The organism is Streptomyces sp. NPDC101118 (genome assembly GCF_044759445.1).
Classification (GTDB): Bacteria; Actinomycetota; Actinomycetes; order Streptomycetales; family Streptomycetaceae; genus Streptomyces.
In genome coordinates, this window is the sequence record NZ_JBIVZG010000010.1 from 102,795 (window position 1) to 121,013 (window position 18,219).

15 protein-coding genes are annotated in these 18,219 nt (G+C 74.5%); 11 read left to right on the forward strand and 4 right to left on the reverse strand.

Annotated features, from left to right (window positions below):
- Positions 1-137: 137 nt before the first annotated feature.
- Together ACIQUQ_RS18190 and hmgA are read right to left on the reverse strand one after the other, a co-directional pair.
- Positions 138-887, reverse strand: a complete 750-nt coding sequence (locus tag ACIQUQ_RS18190) for a GntR family transcriptional regulator (RefSeq protein WP_403976793.1) — start codon at positions 885-887, stop codon at positions 138-140.
- A gap of 39 nt (positions 888-926) precedes the next feature.
- On the reverse strand, positions 927-2,258 hold the full coding sequence (hmgA, locus tag ACIQUQ_RS18195) for a homogentisate 1,2-dioxygenase (protein WP_403976795.1): 1,332 nt from the start codon (positions 2,256-2,258) through the stop codon (positions 927-929).
- Positions 2,259-2,429: 171 nt separating this feature from the next.
- Between hmgA and ACIQUQ_RS18200 the strand changes: the two genes are divergently transcribed.
- From ACIQUQ_RS18200 to ACIQUQ_RS18235, 8 genes are all read left to right on the forward strand, one after another.
- On the forward strand, positions 2,430-4,535 hold the full coding sequence (locus tag ACIQUQ_RS18200) for a right-handed parallel beta-helix repeat-containing protein (protein WP_403976797.1): 2,106 nt from the start codon (positions 2,430-2,432) through the stop codon (positions 4,533-4,535).
- Positions 4,532-5,446: a hypothetical protein gene (locus tag ACIQUQ_RS18205; protein ID WP_403976799.1), complete on the forward strand. Its 915-nt coding sequence runs from the start codon at positions 4,532-4,534 to the stop codon at positions 5,444-5,446. Before ACIQUQ_RS18200 ends, ACIQUQ_RS18205 begins: the two co-directional genes overlap by 4 nt.
- The gene (locus ACIQUQ_RS18210) at positions 5,443-6,852 is read left to right on the forward strand and encodes a hypothetical protein (RefSeq protein ID WP_403976801.1); all 1,410 of its coding nucleotides are present in this window, start codon (positions 5,443-5,445) and stop codon (positions 6,850-6,852) included. The genes ACIQUQ_RS18205 and ACIQUQ_RS18210 overlap by 4 nt, the downstream gene beginning before the upstream one ends.
- A gap of 89 nt (positions 6,853-6,941) precedes the next feature.
- Positions 6,942-7,559 carry a TetR family transcriptional regulator gene (locus tag ACIQUQ_RS18215; RefSeq protein WP_403976803.1) on the forward strand — a complete coding sequence of 206 codons (618 nt, stop codon included), beginning with the start codon at positions 6,942-6,944 and terminating at the stop codon, positions 7,557-7,559.
- Between the two features lie 327 nt (positions 7,560-7,886).
- Entirely contained in the window at positions 7,887-10,187 is a 2,301-nt protein-coding gene (locus tag ACIQUQ_RS18220; RefSeq protein ID WP_403976805.1) for a molybdopterin oxidoreductase family protein, read from the forward strand.
- A gap of 143 nt (positions 10,188-10,330) precedes the next feature.
- On the forward strand, positions 10,331-11,860 hold the full coding sequence (locus ACIQUQ_RS18225; protein WP_403976807.1) for a CitMHS family transporter: 1,530 nt from the start codon (positions 10,331-10,333) through the stop codon (positions 11,858-11,860).
- A 149-nt stretch (positions 11,861-12,009) separates the two neighbouring features.
- Complete coding sequence (locus tag ACIQUQ_RS18230) at positions 12,010-13,422, forward strand: aldehyde dehydrogenase family protein (protein WP_403976809.1); 1,413 nt, start codon at positions 12,010-12,012, stop codon at positions 13,420-13,422.
- Positions 13,423-13,439: 17 nt separating this feature from the next.
- Positions 13,440-14,519 (forward strand): Zn-dependent alcohol dehydrogenase, encoded by a 1,080-nt coding sequence (locus tag ACIQUQ_RS18235; protein ID WP_403976811.1) that lies wholly within the window; start codon positions 13,440-13,442, stop codon positions 14,517-14,519.
- 110 nt (positions 14,520-14,629) lie between these two features.
- On the opposite strand, the gene ACIQUQ_RS18240 is transcribed toward ACIQUQ_RS18235, so the two are convergent.
- Positions 14,630-15,229, reverse strand: a complete 600-nt coding sequence (locus tag ACIQUQ_RS18240) for a hypothetical protein (protein WP_403976813.1) — start codon at positions 15,227-15,229, stop codon at positions 14,630-14,632.
- A gap of 40 nt (positions 15,230-15,269) precedes the next feature.
- Positions 15,270-15,914 carry a TetR/AcrR family transcriptional regulator gene (locus ACIQUQ_RS18245; RefSeq protein WP_399957372.1) on the reverse strand — a complete coding sequence of 215 codons (645 nt, stop codon included), beginning with the start codon at positions 15,912-15,914 and terminating at the stop codon, positions 15,270-15,272.
- Positions 15,915-15,988: 74 nt separating this feature from the next.
- Between ACIQUQ_RS18245 and ACIQUQ_RS18250 the strand changes: the two genes are divergently transcribed.
- The 3 genes from ACIQUQ_RS18250 to ACIQUQ_RS18260 all read left to right on the forward strand — a co-directional run bounded on the left by ACIQUQ_RS18250 (position 15,989) and on the right by ACIQUQ_RS18260 (position 18,189).
- On the forward strand, positions 15,989-17,140 hold the full coding sequence (locus tag ACIQUQ_RS18250; RefSeq protein ID WP_403976815.1) for an acyl-CoA dehydrogenase family protein: 1,152 nt from the start codon (positions 15,989-15,991) through the stop codon (positions 17,138-17,140).
- An 84-nt stretch (positions 17,141-17,224) separates the two neighbouring features.
- Positions 17,225-17,458 (forward strand): YiaA/YiaB family inner membrane protein, encoded by a 234-nt coding sequence (locus tag ACIQUQ_RS18255; protein ID WP_403977028.1) that lies wholly within the window; start codon positions 17,225-17,227, stop codon positions 17,456-17,458.
- A 104-nt stretch (positions 17,459-17,562) separates the two neighbouring features.
- Complete coding sequence (locus ACIQUQ_RS18260) at positions 17,563-18,189, forward strand: TetR/AcrR family transcriptional regulator (RefSeq protein ID WP_403976817.1); 627 nt, start codon at positions 17,563-17,565, stop codon at positions 18,187-18,189.
- The last annotated feature ends 30 nt before the right edge of the window (positions 18,190-18,219 follow it).

Below are 18,219 nucleotides of genomic sequence, written 5' to 3' on the forward strand. Positions count from 1 at the left end.
CCCCGCGGGGGCGCGGGCCCCCCCCCCCGCCCCCCCCGCGGGGGCCCCCCGGGGGGGGGGGGCCCCGCCCCCCCCCCGGGGGGGGGGCCCCCCCCCCCCCCCCCGCCGCCGTCCCGCCGGCCCTGCGCCTCGGCCGGCTACCGCGCCTCGACCGTCACCGTGAACGAGAAGCGGTCCCCGCGGTACCGGATCCGCGCCACGTCCACCACCCGCCCGTCCTCGTCGTACGTCACGCCCGTGTAGTGCAGGATCGGGCTCAGCAGCGGCACCTGCAGCAGCTCCGCGGTGACCGGGTCCGCCAGCCGCGCCTCCACGGTGTCCGTGATCCGGCTGATCCGTACGCCGACCACGTCCCGCAGCACCTTCGTCATCGGCCACCGCTCCAGGTCGGCCACGTCGATGGCGTCCGCCAGCTCGGGCCGGACCGCGTTCTCCGCCCAGTTGGTCGGCTCGCCGGTGCCGCCGTCGCGCCGCAGCCGCCGGTACGTGACCACCTCGGGCAGCCCGCCGAAGAACTCGGCCAGCTCCCCGGGCACCGGCCCCGGCCCGTGACCGAGGACCGTGGTCCGCTCGCCCGACTGCTGGGCCACGATCGCGTCGACCGAGCCCAGCAGCCGTACCGGGGCACCGCGCTGCGCCCCCGGCTCGATGAACGTGCCCCGCCGCCGGTGCCTGCTGATCAGCCCCTCCTGCTCCAGCTCCTTCAGGGCCTGGCGCATGGTCAGCACGCTCACCCCGTAGTGCTCGGCGAGCTGCTCCTCGGTGGGCAGCCGCAGCGAGGCGTCCGGGGTGCGCCCCAGTATCGAGGCGCGCAGCGACTGCGACACCTGGTACCACAAGGGCAGCTTGCGGTTCAGGACCAGGGAGTCGGGGGCGAAAGCGGTCACGCGGTGTTCTCCGTACGGGCGGGGCGACGTGCAGGCAGCCTACGGCCGGAAGTGCCGCTCCAGACCCTGCCAGACGTCGTCGTACCCGCGCTGCAGGTGGTCGGCGCCCGCGGCCTGGGCGGTCGCGGTGACCGGCCAGCGGGTCTCGAACATGAAGGCCAGGCCGTCGTCGATCTTCTGCGGCTTCAGCTCGGCGGCGCTGGCCTTGTCGAAGGTCTCCCGGTCCGGGCCGTGCGCGGACATCATGTTGTGCAGCGAGCCGCCGCCGGGTACGAAGCCCTCGGCCTTGGCGTCGTACGCGCCCTCGATCAGGCCCATGTACTCGCTCATCACGTTCCGGTGGAAGTACGGCGGCCGGAAGGTGTCCTCGCCGACCAGCCAGCGCGGCGCGAAGACCACGAAGTCGACGCCGGCCAGCCCGGGGGTGTCGGAGGGCGAGGTCAGCACCGTGAAGATCGACGGGTCGGGGTGGTCGTAGCTGATGCTGCCGATGACGTTGAAGCGGCGCAGGTCGTAGACGTACGGCACGTGGTTGCCGTGCCAGGCGACGACGTCCAGCGGCGAGTGGCCGTACGTGGCCGCCCACAGGTTCCCGCAGAACTTGTTGACCACCTCCACCGGGCCCTCGACGTCCTCGTACGCCGCCACGGGCGCGAGGAAGTCGCGGACGTTGGCCAGGCCGTTGGCGCCGATCGGGCCCAGGTTCGGCAGCTCGAAGGGCTGCCCGTAGTTCTCGCAGACGTACCCGCGGGCCGTCTCGGCGAGGAGCTCGACGCGGAAGCGCACCCCGCGCGGGACCAGCGCCACGTGTCCGGGCTCGACGCGCAGCAGGCCCAGCTCGGTGCGGAGCAGCAGCCCGCCGCGCTCGGGGACGATCAGCAGCTCACCGTCGGAGTCGCTGAACACCCGCTCCATGGGGGCGTTCGCGGCGTAGAGGTGGATGGCCATGCCGGTGCGCTGTGACACGTCACCGTTGCCGCCGACGGTCCACAGGCCGGCCAGGAAGTCGGTGCCCGGCGCCGGCTCCGGCAGCGGGTTCCAGCGCAGCCGGTTCGGGTCCGGGACGGTCTCGGTGAAGGGTGCGGAGCGCAGCGCGCCGTTGTCGATGCGGGTGAACGGCGGGTGCGCGGCCGACGGGCGGATGCGGTAGAGCCACGACCGCCGGTTGTGCGTGCGCGGCTCGGTGAACGCGCTGCCGCTCAGCTGCTCGGCGTACAGGCCCAGCGGGGCGATCTGGGGGGAGTTCCGGCCGATCGGCAGCGCGCCCGGGACGGCCTCCGAGCTGTGCTCGTTGCCGAAGCCGGACTGGTACGCCAGCCCCTCCGCCGTCTTCCTGGCCTGCTCAACGCCCGCGCCCATGCCCGCGCCCATGTACGTGCTCCCGCTCTGCCGAAGGAATCCTATGGTCGACAGTAGGATTGCCGGCCCCCGTCCGTCAACGGGGTCCCCGTACGGGCCGGGCGGGCGCGGATTCGAAAGTCCGTCGGATCGGTACCGCAGAGGGGGCTCCCAAAAGATGAACATTGCTCTACTCTCACGCGCATGTCGTGGATCCGCAGGTTCCCTGCCGTTCCGGCGGCGCTCGTCGCCGCCCTCCTCGCACTCCTCGGAGTGCTCGCCGCCGCCCCCGCCGCCCAGGCGCACGAGGAGCGGCCCGTCACCTTCCCCGACGGCTCCGGATCGGTCCCCGCGTACCGCGCTGGCGAACCCGACCTGCTGGTCTGCAAGACCGACCGGGCCGAGTTCGAACGCCGGACCGCCGCCTTCCCCGCCGCCCTGAAGCAGCGGAACCTGGCCCTCTTCGAGCGCTGCCTCAAGAGCGGCTACCGCCACCTCCAGCAGGCCGTCGACGCCGTCGGCCGGCCGGGCATGAACATCGCGATCCTGCCGGGCCTCTACGAGGAGGAGCCCTCCCTCCCGAAGCCGGCCGGCCCCTGCGCCCGCCTGAAGGCCCCCAACTCCTCGCTGGGCTACCAGATCCTGTCGTACGAACAGCAGGTCCAGTGCCGCCACAACCAGAACCTGGTGGCCATCCTCGGCAAGACGGACCTCCAGATCGAGGGCACCGGCGCCGCCCGCACCGACGTGGTCGTCGACGCCAAGTACCAGAAGCTCAACGCCATCCGCGCCGACAGGTCCGACGGCATCTACTTCCGCAACTTCACCGCCCAGCGCACCACCTTCAACTCGCTGTACGTGCTGGCCGGCGACGGCTTCGTCATCGACGACGTGCTGACCCGCTGGAACGACGAGTACGGCTTCCTGACCTTCGCCAGCGACCACGGCCTGTACAAGAACTGCGAGTCGTACGGCAACGGCGACTCCGGCATCTACCCCGGCAGCGCCTCGGACATCAACGACGGCCGCGGCTACGACGTCCCCCGGCACTCCATCGAGATCACCGGCTGCCGCAGCCACCACAACATGGTCGGCTACTCCGGCACGGCCGGTGACTCCGTCTGGGCCCACGACAACGAGTTCGACCACAACATGGGCGGCGCCTCCATGGACAGCGCCTTCCCCGGCCACCCCGGACTGCCGCAGAACCACGCGAAGTTCGAGCGGAACCTGATCCACGACAACAACCAGGACTACTACCGGCACGTCGCCGACGGCACCTGCGCCAAGCCGCCCGCCCAGCGCGGCTACGAGCAGGGCGTGGTCTGCCCGCAGATCTCCATGCCGCCCGGCACCGGGATCATCACCGCCGGCGGCAACTGGAACATCTACGAGGACAACTGGGTCTACGGCCACGACCGCGCCGCCTTCTTCCTCAGCGCCGTCCCCGCCTTCATCCGCGGCGAGGAGCGCTGGTCCAAGCAGGCCGACACCTCGCACCACAACCGGTACGCCCGCAACCACCTGGGCGTGGACCGCTCCGGCGCCGCCCGCCCGAACGGCATGGACGTGTGGTGGGACGGCCAGGGCAAGGGCAACTGCTGGCAGCAGGGCCCGGACGGCTCCACCCCGGGCACCCTGCCCGAGTGCGGGGCGGCCCGCGGGGACGTCTCCGGCGGCTCGGCACGGCTGGCCGGCGAGCCGGTGAAGCTGGTGCAGCTGCTGGTCTGCGCCGACTACAACGTGCAGGCCAGGCGGCTGCCGGCGGGCTGCGACTGGTACGGCGCCACCGGCCTGGAGCGGGTCGAGACGCAGCTCGCGCTGGGCGTGGCCGCCGTACTGACGCTGGTCGGCGGGGTGCTGTGGTGGCGCAGGCTGCGGGGGAGCCGGCTCGGCACCGTCTCCGCCGCACTGGGCCTGGCCGGCCTCGCGCTGGACGTGGCCGGCTCCACCACCCCGCTGCAGGACACGGCCGTCCCCGCGCTCGGGCTGCTGCTCCTCGGCGCCGGCTGGACCGGCACGGGCCTGGCGCTGCGGCGGGGCGGGCGCCCGTGGCTCGGCTGGACGACCGTGGTGCTGGGCGCCCTGACCCTGCTGGACGCCTTCGACAAGGCGGTGCTGCTGATCCCGTGGATCCCGCTCGGCCCCGCCTGGATCCGCGGCCTGCTGGGCGTGGTCTGGGTCCTGTGGGCCGTCGTCGCCTCGGCCCGCCACGAGACCGGCCCCGCCGGGGACCCGGCCGACGACCTGCAGACGGCCCTCGCGGGCCGGCCGGCCCCCGGCACGCCCGCCGAGGAGGCCACCGCATGACCCGGCGCAGCCCCGCCCCCACGATCACGCCCCCCGTCCCCCCGGGCGCGGGTGCCTCCGGCGCCGCCGGGCGGGCCGGCCGGTGGGTGGCCGGACTGACCGCCGGGCTGCTCGTCGCCGGGGCGCTGGGCGGGTGCGGGGGACGGGCGACCACCCACCACAAGCCCGGCACCAGCCACCAGGAGGCCTCCGGGCCGGCCGGGACGCTGCTGGCCGCGCAGGACGGCCAGGGCCACCGGCTGCGGCAGGTCGGCGCCGACGGCGCACCCGAGGTCCAGCTGTCCGTACGCCCCGACACCGAGGACGGCTGGAACCTTCAGCTGACCGTGCGGAACTTCCGCTTCACCCCCGACAGCACCGGCGGCGGGGCCGTGCTCGGCGGCGGGCACGCCCACCTCCTGCTCGACGGCCGCAAGCTGGCGCGCCTGTACGGGCCCTGGCACCACCTGTCCGCGGCGCAGGTCCCCGCGGGCGGCCACACGCTGACCGTCCGCCTCTACGCCGACGACCACACCGCCTGGGCCGTGGCCGGCAAGCCGGTCGAGTCGAGCACCACCCTCACCGCCACCGGGGCCGGGGCCGGGCACGGTCACGCGCCCGCCCCGGGCGGCGGCCCGTCGACCCCCGCCGGCCCCCGTACCACCCCCGTCGACCGCACGGTCACGGTCGCCGTCCGGGACGGCAAGGTGGAACCCCCGCCCGGCCGCACCGAACTCGAGCGCGGCCGGCGCGTCGCCCTCACCGTCACCAGCGACACCGCCGACACCCTGCACGTCCACGGCTACGACAAGGAGCTCGCGCTGCCCGCGGGTCGCCCCGCCACCCTCGTCCTGACCGTGGACCGCGCCGGCCTCTTCGAGGTCGAGACCCACGACACCGGCCTCGTCCTCACCCAGCTCCTCGTCCGATGACCTCCACGCGCCTCCTCGCCCCGCCCGCCGGCCCGCCCGCCGGTGGGGCCGCCGTTCCCGCCGGCGGCCCGTCCCTCGCCCCCGACACCTTCCCGGACGCCCTCGCCGGTTTCCCCGGCACGTCCCCGCACCTCGACCCCCTCCGCGCCCTCGCCCACGGCGTCGGGTCCCAGCACGACCTGCCGATCTCCCCCTTCTACGCCTTCGCCGGAGCGTTCACCGCCCTCTTCGTCTCCTTCCTGGCCCTCGGCCTGCTCTGGTCCCGCTCCCGCTTCCGCGGCGACGCCTCCGGCCTCCCGCTGCCGGACGCCCTCCAGCGTGCGGCCGACGCCCCCGCGACCCGCACCGCCCTGCGGGTCCTCGGATCGGCCGCCTGGGCGTTCGTACTCCTGTGCCTGCTCCTCGGCCCCGACGACCCCGACTCCAACCCCGCTCCCGGCGCCGTCTACGTCCTGCTCTGGGTCGGACTCGTCCCCGCCTCCCTCCTCCTCGGCCCCGTCTGGCGCCTCCTCAGCCCCCTCCGCGCCCTGCACGCCCTGCTGCCCCGGCCGGCCGCGCCCCGCCCGCTGCCGCCACGGCTCGGTCTCCGGCCCGCCGCGCTCGGACTCTTCGCCTTCACCTGGCTCGAACTCGTGGCCCCCGACTCCGCGTCCTCGGCCACCCTCCTCGCCGCCCTCGCCGCCTACACCGTGCTCCACCTCCTCGCCGCCGCCCGTCACGGGGAGGCGTGGTTCGCCCAGGCGGACCCCTTCGAGGCGTACTCCACCCTGCTCGCCCGCCTGGCCCCCCTGGGCCGCCGCGCCGACGGACGCCTCGTCCTGCGCAACCCCTTCCACGGCCTCGACGCCACCCCCGAACAGCCCGGACTCGTCGCCACCATCTGCGTCCTGCTCGGCTCCACCGCCTACGACGGCTTCTCCGACACCCCCTCCTGGATCGACACCGTCCAGACCTCCCCCCTCGGCCGCACCCCGACCGCCACCCTCGGACTCCTCGGCGCCGTGGCCCTGGTCGCCGCCCTCTACTGCCTGTGCGCCGCCGCCACCCGTCCCCTCTCGGGCCCGGTCCCGCGCCCGCTCACCGCCTTCGCGCACTCACTCCTGCCGATCGCCCTCGGCTATCTCGTCGCGCACTACTTCTCCCTCCTCGTGACCGAAGGACCACGCACCGTCATGGTGGCACTGGGCACCGACAACGCCCTCCCGCCCGCCCCACCCCTGGGCCCCGGCGGCCTCGCCGCCCTCCAGGTCACCGCCGTCGTCACCGGCCACGTGCTGGGCGTCGTCGCCGCCCACGACCGCTCCGTGCGCCTCTTCCCGCCCGCCCGCGCGGTCGCCGGCCAACTGCCGCTGCTGGCCCTGATGATCACGTACACCACCGGGGGGCTCACCCTGCTCCTCGCCTGAGCCCGGCCCCCTCCCTCCCGGGCCCTCCCTCCCGGGCGCCCCACGCCGGCGCGGCCCCCGCCCGGCCGCCGTCACACCGGAGCGGCATCATGGACCCCGTGTCTCCCGCGAACTCACTCCGCCGCACCCCGATCCAGCAGCGCAGCACGGAGCGGCTGGCCCGGATCCTCGACGCCTGTGCAGAACTGCTCGACGAGACGGGCTACGAAAACCTCAGCACCCGCGCCGTCGCCCTGCGGGCCGGCGTGCCCATCGGCTCCGTGTACCGCTTCTTCGGCAACAAGCGGGCCATGGCCGACGCCCTCGCCCACCGCAACCTCGACCAGTACGCCGAGGGCATCGCCGCACGCCTGTCGGCCCTCCCGGCCACCGACTGGCGGCCCGCCGTCGACGCCGTCCTCGACGAGTACCTCTCGATGAAGCGCACCGTCCCCGGCTTCGGGCTGGTCGACTTCGGCGTGCCCGCGCCGCCCGAGAGCCCGGCCGCCGACACCAACCAGATGGTGGCCGCGCGCCTGGCCGAACTCCTCTGCGCCCACCTCGGCCGCCCCGCCGACGTGCCCCTGCGGCGCGCGGTGCTCGTCGCCGTCGAGGCCACGGACGCCCTGCTCCACCTGGCCTTCCGCAACGACCCGCAGGGTGATGCCGAACTGATCACCGAGACCCGGGCGATGATGCACGCCTACCTGGCCCGCGTCCTCGACTGACCCTCCCGCCGAACCGCCCCCGTACCTCCCACCGCACCACACCGAACCACCCCGCACCGAACCACTCCGCCCCGCACCACCCGGCACCGCGCGCCCGCACCCCGCGTCCCCCCACCGCGCGGCCCCTCCACCCGCAGCTCAGCACTCGCGGCCCCTCCCCCCGCAGCTCACCACTCGCGGCCCCTCCCCCCGCAGGTCACCACTCAGCGGCCCCCTCTCACCGCGCCCCCCACACCCGCCCGGCGCCCCGCACCCCTCCCCGCCGTCCCTACCGGTCGGTATGCTCGCACCGCTCGTGTGCCGCCAGCCCGCCGCCCGGGAGGACCCGTGTCCGCAACGCCGCCCGCTCCGCCCGCACCCCCCGCTCCGCCCGCCCCCACCCGCACCGCCCTCCGCATCTGCCCCCTCTGCGAGGCCACCTGCGGACTCACCCTCACCATCGAGGGCACCCGCGTCACCGGCGCCCGCGGCGACCGGGACGACGTCTTCAGCCGCGGCTTCATCTGCCCCAAGGGCGCCGCCTTCGGCGAACTCGACGCCGACCCCGACCGCCTCACCACCCCCCTCGTCCGCGGCGCGGACGGCGAACTCCACGAGGCCGGCTGGGACGAGGCCTTCGACGCCGTCGCCGCCGGACTGCGCCCCCTCGTCGAGCAGTACGGCCCCCAGGCCCTCGGCGTCGTCCTCGGCAACCCGAACGTCCACACCATGGCCGGCGCCCTCTACCCGCCGGTGCTCCTCCAGGCGCTGCGCACCCGCAACCTCTTCACCGCCAGCACCCTCGACCAGATGCCCAAGCACGTCTCCAGCGGCCTCCTCTTCGGCGACCCCCTCGCCATCGCCGTCCCCGACCTCGACCGCACCGACCACCTGCTGCTGCTCGGCGCCAACCCCCTGGAGTCCAACGGCAGCCTCTGCACCGCCCCCGACTTCCCCGGCCGCCTCAAGGCCCTCCGCGCCCGCGGCGGCACCCTGGTCGTCGTCGACCCCCGCCGCACCCGCACCGCCCGCCTCGCCGACCGCCACCTCGCGATCCGGCCCGGCACCGACGCGCTGCTCCTCGCCGCCCTCGCACACGTCCTGCTCGCCGAGAAGCTCACCGCGCCCGGCCGGCTCGAAGAGCACACCGACGGCCTGGCCGAACTCGCCGACGCGCTCGCCCCGTTCACCCCCGAGGCCGCCGCCGGCGCCTGCGACGTACCGGCTGCGGAGATCCGTACCCTCGCCCGGGAGCTCGCCGCCGCCCGCACCGCCGCCGTCTACGGCCGCATCGGCAGCTGCACCGTCGCCCACGGCACCCTCGCCAACTGGCTCGTCGACGTACTGAACGTCCTCACCGGCAACCTCGACCGCCCCGGCGGCGTCCTCTTCCCGCTCCCCGCCGCGGGCCCCCGCCCCCGCCCCGCCGGCCCCGGCCGCGGCTTCGCCCTCGGCCGCTGGCACAGCCGCGTCTCCGGCCACCCCGAGGCCAAGAGCGAGCTGCCCGCCGCCGCCCTCGCCGAGGAGATCGACACCCCGGGGGAGGGCCGGATCAGGGCCCTGGTCGCCATCGCCGCCAACCCGGTGCTCTCCGCCCCCGACGGCCGCCGCCTCGACGCGGCCCTGGCCGGCCTGGACTTCATGGTCAGCGTCGACCCGTACCTGAACGAGACCTCGCGCCACGCCCACGTCGTCCTGCCCCCGCCGCCGCCCTCCCAGAGCGCCCACCACGACTTCGCCTTCAACGCCTTCGCCATCCGCAACCAGGTCCGCTACACCCGGCCCGCCGTCCCCCTCGCCGACGGCCTCATGGACGAGTGCGAGATCCACGCCCGCCTGATCCTCGCCGCCTCCGGCATGCACGGCGCGGACCCCGGGAGCGTCGACGACCTCGTCATTGCCACCACCCTCGGCAAGGCGGTGGCCGACCCCGCCTCACCCGTCCACGGCCGCGACCCCGAGGCCCTCGCCGCCCTCCTGACCGGCGAGAACGGACCCGAACGCCGCCTCGACCTGATGCTGCGCCTCGGCCCCTACGGCGACGGCTTCGGCGCCGACCCCGAGGGCCTCACCCTCGACCGGCTGCTCGCCGCACCCCACGGCATCGACCTCGGCCCCCTCGCGCCCCGCCTGCCCGGCATCCTGCGCACCACCACCGGCCGCATCGACCTGCTGCCCGCCCCCGTCGCCGCGGACCTGCCCCGGCTCCGCGCGGCCCTCACCCCCGACCCCGCCGCCTTCCTCCTGGTCGGCCGCCGCCACCTGCGCTCCAACAACAGCTGGCTGCACAACGTCCCCGCCCTGACCGGCGGTTCCAACCGCTGCACCCTCCAGATCCACCCCGACGACGCCGGCCGCCTCGGCATCACCGACGGCACCCGCGTGCGCGTCACCGCGGACGGCGGCTCCGTCGAGGCCCCCGCCGAACTCACCGACACCCTCCGCCCCGGCGTCGTCAGCCTCCCGCACGGCTGGGGCCACGACCGGCCCGGCACCCGCCTCTCGGTCGCCTCGGCCGACCCCGGCGCCAACGTCAACCAGCTCCTCGACGGCACCCGCATGGACCCGCTCTCCGGCACCGCCGTGCTGAACGGCTTCCCCGTCACGCTCGCGCCGCTGCCCGCACCCGCACCCCTCACCCCCGCCTGACCAGGGCTTTTGCGCGTATTGCTCGCGGGCCGACGTCTTGTTCACGTCGTCCCGCGAGCCCTACGTTCATCCGGACCGCGGCCCCCAAGGGCGTCCACCAGCGGCTCAAGCGGAACTCCCAGGGTGAACGTGAGGTTCCTTCCATGCTGACCATTCTCGGCTTCGTCATGATCGCGACCTTCCTGGTCCTGATCATGATGAAGAAGCTGTCGCCGATCGCGGCGCTCGTGCTGATCCCCGCCCTCTTCTGCGTCATCGCCGGACAGGGCGCCCACCTCGGCGACTACGTCATCGAAGGCGTCGGCAAACTCGCGCCGACCGCCGCCATGCTGATGTTCGCCATCGTCTACTTCGGCGTGATGATCGACGTCGGGCTGTTCGACCCGGTCGTCCGGGGCATCCTGCGCTTCTGCAAGGCCGACCCGGTGCGTGTCGTCGTCGGCACCGCCGTCCTCGCCGCGATCGTCTCCCTCGACGGCGACGGCTCCACCACCTTCATGATCACGGTCTCGGCCATGTACCCGCTCTACAAGCGGCTCGGCCTCAGCCTCGTCGTCATGACCGGGGTCGCCGCCACCGCCAACGGCGTGATGAACACCCTCCCCTGGGGCGGCCCGACCGCCCGGGCCGCGACCGCCCTCAAGCTCGACGCCGGCGACGTCTTCGTCCCGATGATCCCCGCCCTCGGCGTCGGCCTGCTCTTCGTCTTCGCCCTCGCCTACGTCCTCGGCCTGCGCGAGCGCAAGCGGGTCGGCACCCTCGTCCTGCCCGGCGCCGCCGAGGAGCGGGAGCCCGTCCTGGTGGGAGGCCCGGGCGCGGCCGCCGGTACGGACTCCGCCGCGCCGGGTACGAAGGCCGGCGCGTCCGGTACGACGGCCACCGCGTCCCGCACGACGAGCGGCACCCCCGGCACCAGGACCACCGGCGGCCCCGCCGCGGCCGACGCCCCCCGCCCCGCCGGAGGCGCCACCGAGAACCCCGAGGGGAACCGCGAAAAGAACCCCGACGAGGACCCCGCCGAAGACCTCGCCCTCCAGGGCCTCGACCCGCACCGGCCCACCCTCCGCCCCCGCCTCTACTGGTTCAACGCCGGCCTCACCGTCGCCCTGCTCACCGCGATGATCATGGAACTGCTCCCCATCCCGGTGCTGTTCCTCCTCGGCGCCGCCCTCGCCCTCACGGTCAACTACCCCCGCATGACCGACCAGAAGGCCCGCATCGCCGCCCACGCCGAGAACGTCCTCAACGTCGCCGGCATGGTCTTCGCCGCCGCCGTCTTCACCGGCGTCCTCTCCGGCACCGGCATGGTCAAGGACATGGCCGACTGGCTGGTATCGGCCATTCCCGACGGCATGGGCCCGCACATGGCCCTCGTCACCGGCCTGCTCAGCCTGCCGCTCACCTACTTCATGTCCAACGACGGCTTCTACTTCGGCGTCCTGCCGGTCCTCGCCGAGGCCGGCGCCGCCCACGGCGTCTCGCCCCTGGAGATCGCCCGCGCCTCGCTGGTCGGCCAGGCCCTGCACATGTCCAGCCCGCTGGTGCCGGCCGTCTACGTCCTGGTCGGCATGGCCAAGGTCGAGTTCGGCGACCACACCCGCTTCACCGTCAAATGGGCCGCCCTCACGTCCCTGGTGGTCCTCGGCGCGGGCATGCTGTTCGGCATCATCTGACCCGCGGGCCGGCACGCGCCGGCGGGGTCCGGCCGGCCACGGCCGGACCCCACCCCTGGTGGCCGAAAACTATCACCGCTAGTTTGTAGGGTGGTCGACCAGCACCCGTCCCCCGGCCACCGCCGGGGAGGGACCCCAGGGAGGACGCGATGAAGGCGCACGACGGCATGTACATCGGCGGGGAGTGGCGCCCCGCCGCCGGCACGGACACGATCGCCGTCCTCAACCCCGCCGACGAGCAGGTCATCGGCCACGTCCCCGCGGGCACCGCCGAGGACGTCGAGGCCGCCGTACGGGCCGCCCGTACCGCCTTCCGCGGCTGGGCCGCCACCCCGCCCGCCGAGCGCGCCGCCCGGATCGCCGCCCTCCGCGACGTCCTGGTGGCCCGCAAGGCCGAGATCGCCGAGACCGTCACCGCCGAGCTGGGCGCCCCGCTCGGCTTCGCCGAGATGGTGCACGCGGGCGCCCCGATCGCGGTCGCCTCCTCGTACGCCGACCTGGCCGCCACGTACGCCTTCGAGGAGCGCATCGGCAACTCCACCGTCTACCTGGAGCCGGTCGGCGTCGTCGCCGCGATCACGCCCTGGAACTACCCGCTCCACCAGGTCGTCGCCAAGGTCGCCCCCGCCCTCGCCGCGGGCTGCACCGTGGTCCTCAAGCCCTCCGAGGACACCCCGCTCACCGCCCAGCTCTTCGCCGAGGCCGTCCACGAGGCGGGCCTGCCGGCCGGCGTCTTCAACCTGGTCACCGGCACCGGCCCGGTCGCCGGCCAGGCCCTCGCCGCCCACCCGGACGTCGACCTGGTCTCCTTCACCGGCTCCACCGCCGTCGGCCGCGCCATCGGCGCCGCCGCGGGCGGCGCCGTCAAGCGGGTCGCCCTCGAACTCGGCGGCAAGTCCGCCAACGTCATCCTCCCCGGCGCCGACCTCCCGAAGGCCGTCGGCCTCGGCGTCTCGCACGTGGTCAACAACTCCGGCCAGAGCTGCAACGCCCTGACCCGCATGCTGGTCCACCGCGACCAGTACGAGGAGGCCGTCGCCCTCGCCGCCGAGGCCGCCGGCAAGGCCCGGGCCGGCGACCCCCGCGACCCCGCCTCCCGCCTCGGCCCGCTGGTCAACGCCCGCCAGCTGGAGCGCGTACGCGGCTACATCGCCAAGGGCGTCGAGGAGGGCGCCCGCCTGGTCGCCGGCGGCGCCGAGGCCCCCCACGACAAGGGCTACTACGTCGCCCCGACCGTCTTCGCCGACGTCACCCCGGAAATGACCATCGCCCAGGAGGAGATCTTCGGGCCGGTCCTCGCGATCCTCCCGTACGAGGACGAGGAGCACGCCCTGGAGATCGCCAACGGCACCTCCTACGGCCTCGGCGGCGCCGTCTGGGCCGCCGACGCCGAGACGGCGGCCGCCTTCGCCCGCCGCATGGACACCGGCCAGGTCGACATCAACGGCGGCCGGTTCAACCCGCTCGCCCCCTTCGGCGGGTTCAAGCAGTCCGGCGTCGGCCGCGAGCTCGGCCCGCACGGCCTGACCGAGTACCTCCAGACCAAGTCCCTGCAGTTCTGAGCCCCCGGGAGCCGTCCGTGGTCCGCGCCGCCATCCTGCCCGCCGTCGGTTCACCCCTGCGGATTGCCGAGATCGACCTGCCCGAGCCCGGCCCCGGCCAGGTCCGGGTCCGGCTCGCCGCCGCCGGGGTCTGCCACTCCGACCTGTCCCTCACCAACGGCACCATGCGGGTCCCCGTCCCCGCCGTCCTCGGCCACGAGGGCGCCGGCACGGTGGTCTCCGTCGGCGAGGGCGTCACCCACGTCGCCCCCGGCGACGGCGTCGTCCTCAACTGGGCGCCCTCCTGCGGCGCCTGCCACCACTGCCGGCTGGGCGAGGTGTGGCTCTGCGCCTCCGCCCTGACCGGGGTGGGCGCCGTGTACGCCCGTACCGCCGACGGCACCGACCTGCACCCCGGCCTCAACGTCGCCGCCTTCGCCGAGGAGACCGTCGTCGCGGCCAACTGCGTGCTGCCCGCACCCGAGGGCATCCCGCTCACCGAGGCCGCGCTGCTCGGCTGCGCCGTGCTGACCGGTCACGGCGCGGTGCACCACAACGCCCGCGTGCGCGAAGGCGAGTCCGTGGCCGTGTTCGGCGTGGGCGGGGTCGGCCTGGCCGCCCTCCAGTCCGCCCGCATCGCGGGCGCCGGACCGGTCGTCGCCGTCGACGTCTCCCCGGCGAAGGAGGAACTCGCGCGGGCGGCCGGAGCCACCGACTTCGTCCTCGCCTCGGAGACCACGGCCAAGCAGGTCCGGGCCCTCACCGGCGGCCACGGCGCGGACGTCGCGATCGAGTGCGTGGGCCGCGCCGAGACCATCCGCACGGCCTGGGACTCCACCCGGCGCGGCGGCCGCACCACCGTCGTCGGCATCGGCGGCAAGGAACAGCAGGTCACCTTCCACGCCCTGGAGATCTTCCACTTCGCCCGCACCCTCTCGGGCTGCGTCTACGGCAACTGCGACCCGGCCCGCGACCTCCCGGTCCTGGCGGACCACATCCGCGCCGGCCGCCTGGACCTCGCCGCCCTGGTCTCCGACCGCATCACCCTGGACGGCATCCCGGCCGCCTTCGAAGCCATGCTGGCCGGCAAGGGCGGCCGCTCACTGGTGGTCTTCTAGCCGGCCCGAACGAAGCACCCACCCGGCTCCGGGACCTCAGCGGCACGTTCCGCCGGGGCCCGGAGCCGGGACACACAGCTGTCCTGGCCCCGGGCCACGGGCTCCCTCCGCTACGGCCCGCCCCCGGCGATTCGGTCCGCGGCCGGGACCGGGCCCTCGGACTGCCGTGCCGGCGCCACGACCCGTACCGGCGCGGTCGCCACCCCGAGGTCGTGACGCATCGCGCTCCTCATGGCCCGCAGCAGCTCCCAGACCTCTTCCCGGGCCCGGGCCGCTGTGTCCACGGTCTCGCCGGCTCCCGGCTCGCCGCGCTCCAGCCGCTTGACCTGGCCGTAGACGGCGTTGAGGGCCTGGTTGACCGCGCTCGCGCGGGCGAGCACCTCGTCCGGGGCGATCATCTGCGCCTCGGAGTACCGGTCCCGGTGGGCGGCCTTCGCCTCGTCGAGCGCGACGACGTCGGCCTCCCCGACGCCGCGCTCCCGCATGACGTGCAGATGGCGGTTGAGGGCGGTGGTGAACTGCCGGGCGTCCCGGTTGAGTTCCGCGTAGCAGGTGCGGCGCAGCTGCCGGGTTTCACGGGCTTCCTCCTGGGCGCGCACGAGCGCCAGTTCCCGCCGCTTCGCGCGCTCGGCCACGCGCTGGGTGAGGAACGAGCCCCCCAGCGTGCCGGCCACCCCCGCGACCGCGATGATCACTGCTCCCGGATCCAAGGTTCCCCCTCGTGCTTCGTGTCCGCCGGCCGAGGCTCCGTCAGGCGCGGGCCAGGGCCTCGTACTGGGTGGTGAGGCCGTCCAGGAGGGCGGTCAGGCCCGTTTCGAAGGCGCCCTCGTCGATCTCCTGCCGGCGTTCGGCGAGGAGGTGGGCCTGGCCCAGGTGCGGGTAGTCGGCCGGATCGTACGCGGTGCGGTCGTCGACGAAGCCGCGGGCGAACGAGCCGAGGGCCGAGCCCATCACGAAGTACCGCATCAGCGCGCCGATCCGGGTGGCCTGCGCGGGCGGCCAGCCGGCCCGGGTCATCGCCCCGAACACCGCGTCCGCCAGCCGCAGCCCCGCCGGGCGGCGGCCCGGCCCCCGCGCCAGCACCGGGACGATGTTCGGGTGGTCGGCCAGGGCACGGCGGTACGAGACGGCCCAGTCGTGCAGGGCGGTGCGCCAGTCCCGGCCGTCGCCGTCCTCGAACATCGAGAGGTCCACCCGCGCGCTCACCGCGTCCGCGACCGCGTCCAGGATCTCGTCCTTGGTCCGGAAGTGGTTGTACAGCGAGGGCCCGCTCACCCCGAGCGCGGCCGCCAGCCGCCGGGTCGACACCGCCTCCAGGCCCTCCGCGTCCACCAGCGCCCCCGCCGCGTCGACGATGCGTTCTCGGCTGAGGAGGGGCTTGCGCGGTCGGGCCATGCGGCACATAGTAAGGCCTCCCAGCCAAAAACTAGCGGTGATAATTAACCGCCCTTCGGAACCCGAGGTGCCCGGTGAACCTGGAGCTGAGCGAGGAGCAGACCGCCGTACGCCGGCTGGCCCGCGAGTTCGTCGAGCGCGAGGTCGTCCCGTACGCCGCCGCCTGGGACCGCGCCGAGAGCGTGGACCCCGGCATCGTCAAGAAGCTGGGCGACCTCGGCTTCCTCGGCCTGACCGTCCCGGAGGAGTACGGCGGCTCCGGCGGCGACCACCTCTCGTACGTCCTGGTCACCGAGGAACTCGGCCGCGGCGACTCCGCCGTGCGCGGCATCCTCTCCGTCTCCCTCGGCCTGGTCGCCAAGACCGTCGCCGCCTGGGGCAGCGAGGACCAGAAGCGGCACTGGCTGCCCCGCCTCTGCTCCGGCGAGGCCCTCGGCTGCTTCGGGCTCACCGAGCCCGGCACCGGCTCCGACGCCGCCCACCTCGCCACCCGCGCGGTCCGCGACGGCGACGCGTACGTGATCGACGGCAGCAAGACGTTCATCACCAACGGCACCCTCGCCGACGTGGTGCTGCTCTTCGCCCGCACCGGCGAGGAGCCCGGCCACCGCGGGATCTCCGCCTTCCTCGTCCCGGCCGACACCCCCGGCCTGACCCGCCGCGAGATCCACGGCAAGCTCGGCCTGCGCGGCCAGGCCACCGCCGAACTGGTCCTCCAGGGCGTCCGGGTGCCGGAATCGGCCCTCCTCGGCCCCGCCGGCAAGGGCTTCTCCGTCGCCATGTCCGCCCTGGCCAAGGGCCGGATGTCGGTGGCCGCGGGGTGCGTCGGGCTGGCGCAGGCGGCGCTGGACGCGGCCGTCTCGTACGCCGGACAGCGCGAGCAGTTCGGCCGCACCATCGCCCACCACCAGCTCGTCCAGGAGCTGATCGCCGACATCGCCGTCGACGTCGACGCGGCCCGGCTGCTGACCTGGCGGGTGGCCGATCTCATCGACCGGGGGCTGCCGTTCGCCACCGAGTCCTCCACCGCCAAGCTCTTCGCCTCCGAGGCCGCCGTCCGCGCCGCGGGCAACGCCCTCCAGGTGCACGGCGGTTACGGCTACATCGACGAGTACCCGGCGGGCAAACTGCTCCGCGACGCCCGCGTGATGACCCTCTACGAGGGCACCAGCCAGATCCAGAAACTCGTCATCGGGCGTGCGCTGACCGGGGTTTCGGCCTTCTGAGTAGCGGACTGAGTACGAGCGCGGATGTGGCGCCGGCCACAGCCGCCCATGCTGGGGGTCATGACATCGATGAACCCCGCGCCCATGCACCCGGTGCGCCCGGCCGGCACGCCGGGCAAGCCGCAGAACAGCGGCGCCTACTACGGCCAGGCCGTCGCCTCGTTCGCCATCGCGCTCGCCGCCGTGGCCATCGGGATCTACCAGCTGGACGCGGACGGCTGGGTCCGCGCCTTCCTCGGGATCGGCGTGCTCTACCTGACCACCTCGGCCTTCACGCTGGCCAAGGTGATCCGCGACCGCCAGGAGGAGGGGCGCTAGCGCCCGCCGCGCGTCCCGGCGCCCACCACGCCCGTCCCGGAGATCCGGCTAAGCGCTTGCTCACCCTCCGGTAAGGTGGTCAGTCACCGGGGAAAGGGTGAACGATGGACGGCGTGGAGGAGCAGGTCGGGGAGTACGTGCCCTGGTCGGAGGTCAGTCCCGACGCGGCCCGGCGGCTGCTCGTCGCCGCAGTCGACGCCTTCGCGGCACGCGGGTACCACGCCACCACCACCCGTGACATCGCGGGCCGCGCCGGCATGAGCCCCGCCGCGCTCTACATCCACTACAAGACCAAGGAAGAGCTGCTCCACCGGATCAGCCGCATCGGCCACGACAAGGCACTGGAGATCCTGCGGAGCGCCGCCGACGGCCCCGGCACCGCCGCCGACCGCCTCGACGCCGCCGTCCGGTCCTTCGTACGGTGGCACGCCGCGCACCACACCACCGCCCGCGTGGTCCAGTACGAACTCGACGCCCTGGGCGACGAGCACCGCACCGAGATCGTCGCCCTGCGCCGCGAGAGCGACGCCGCGGTGCGCCGGATCCTGGCCGACGGGGTCGCGGCCGGGGAGTTCGACGTACCGGACGTGCCCGGCACCACGCTCGCCGTGCTGTCGCTCTGCATCGACGTCGCCCGCTGGTTCGACGTGGCCGGCCGCCGCACGCCCGACGAGGTCGGCGCGCTCTACGCCGACCTCGTGCTGCGCATGGTGGGCGCCCGGACCGTCTGACGGCCGGCCCGCGGGCGCCGGAGCGCCCCG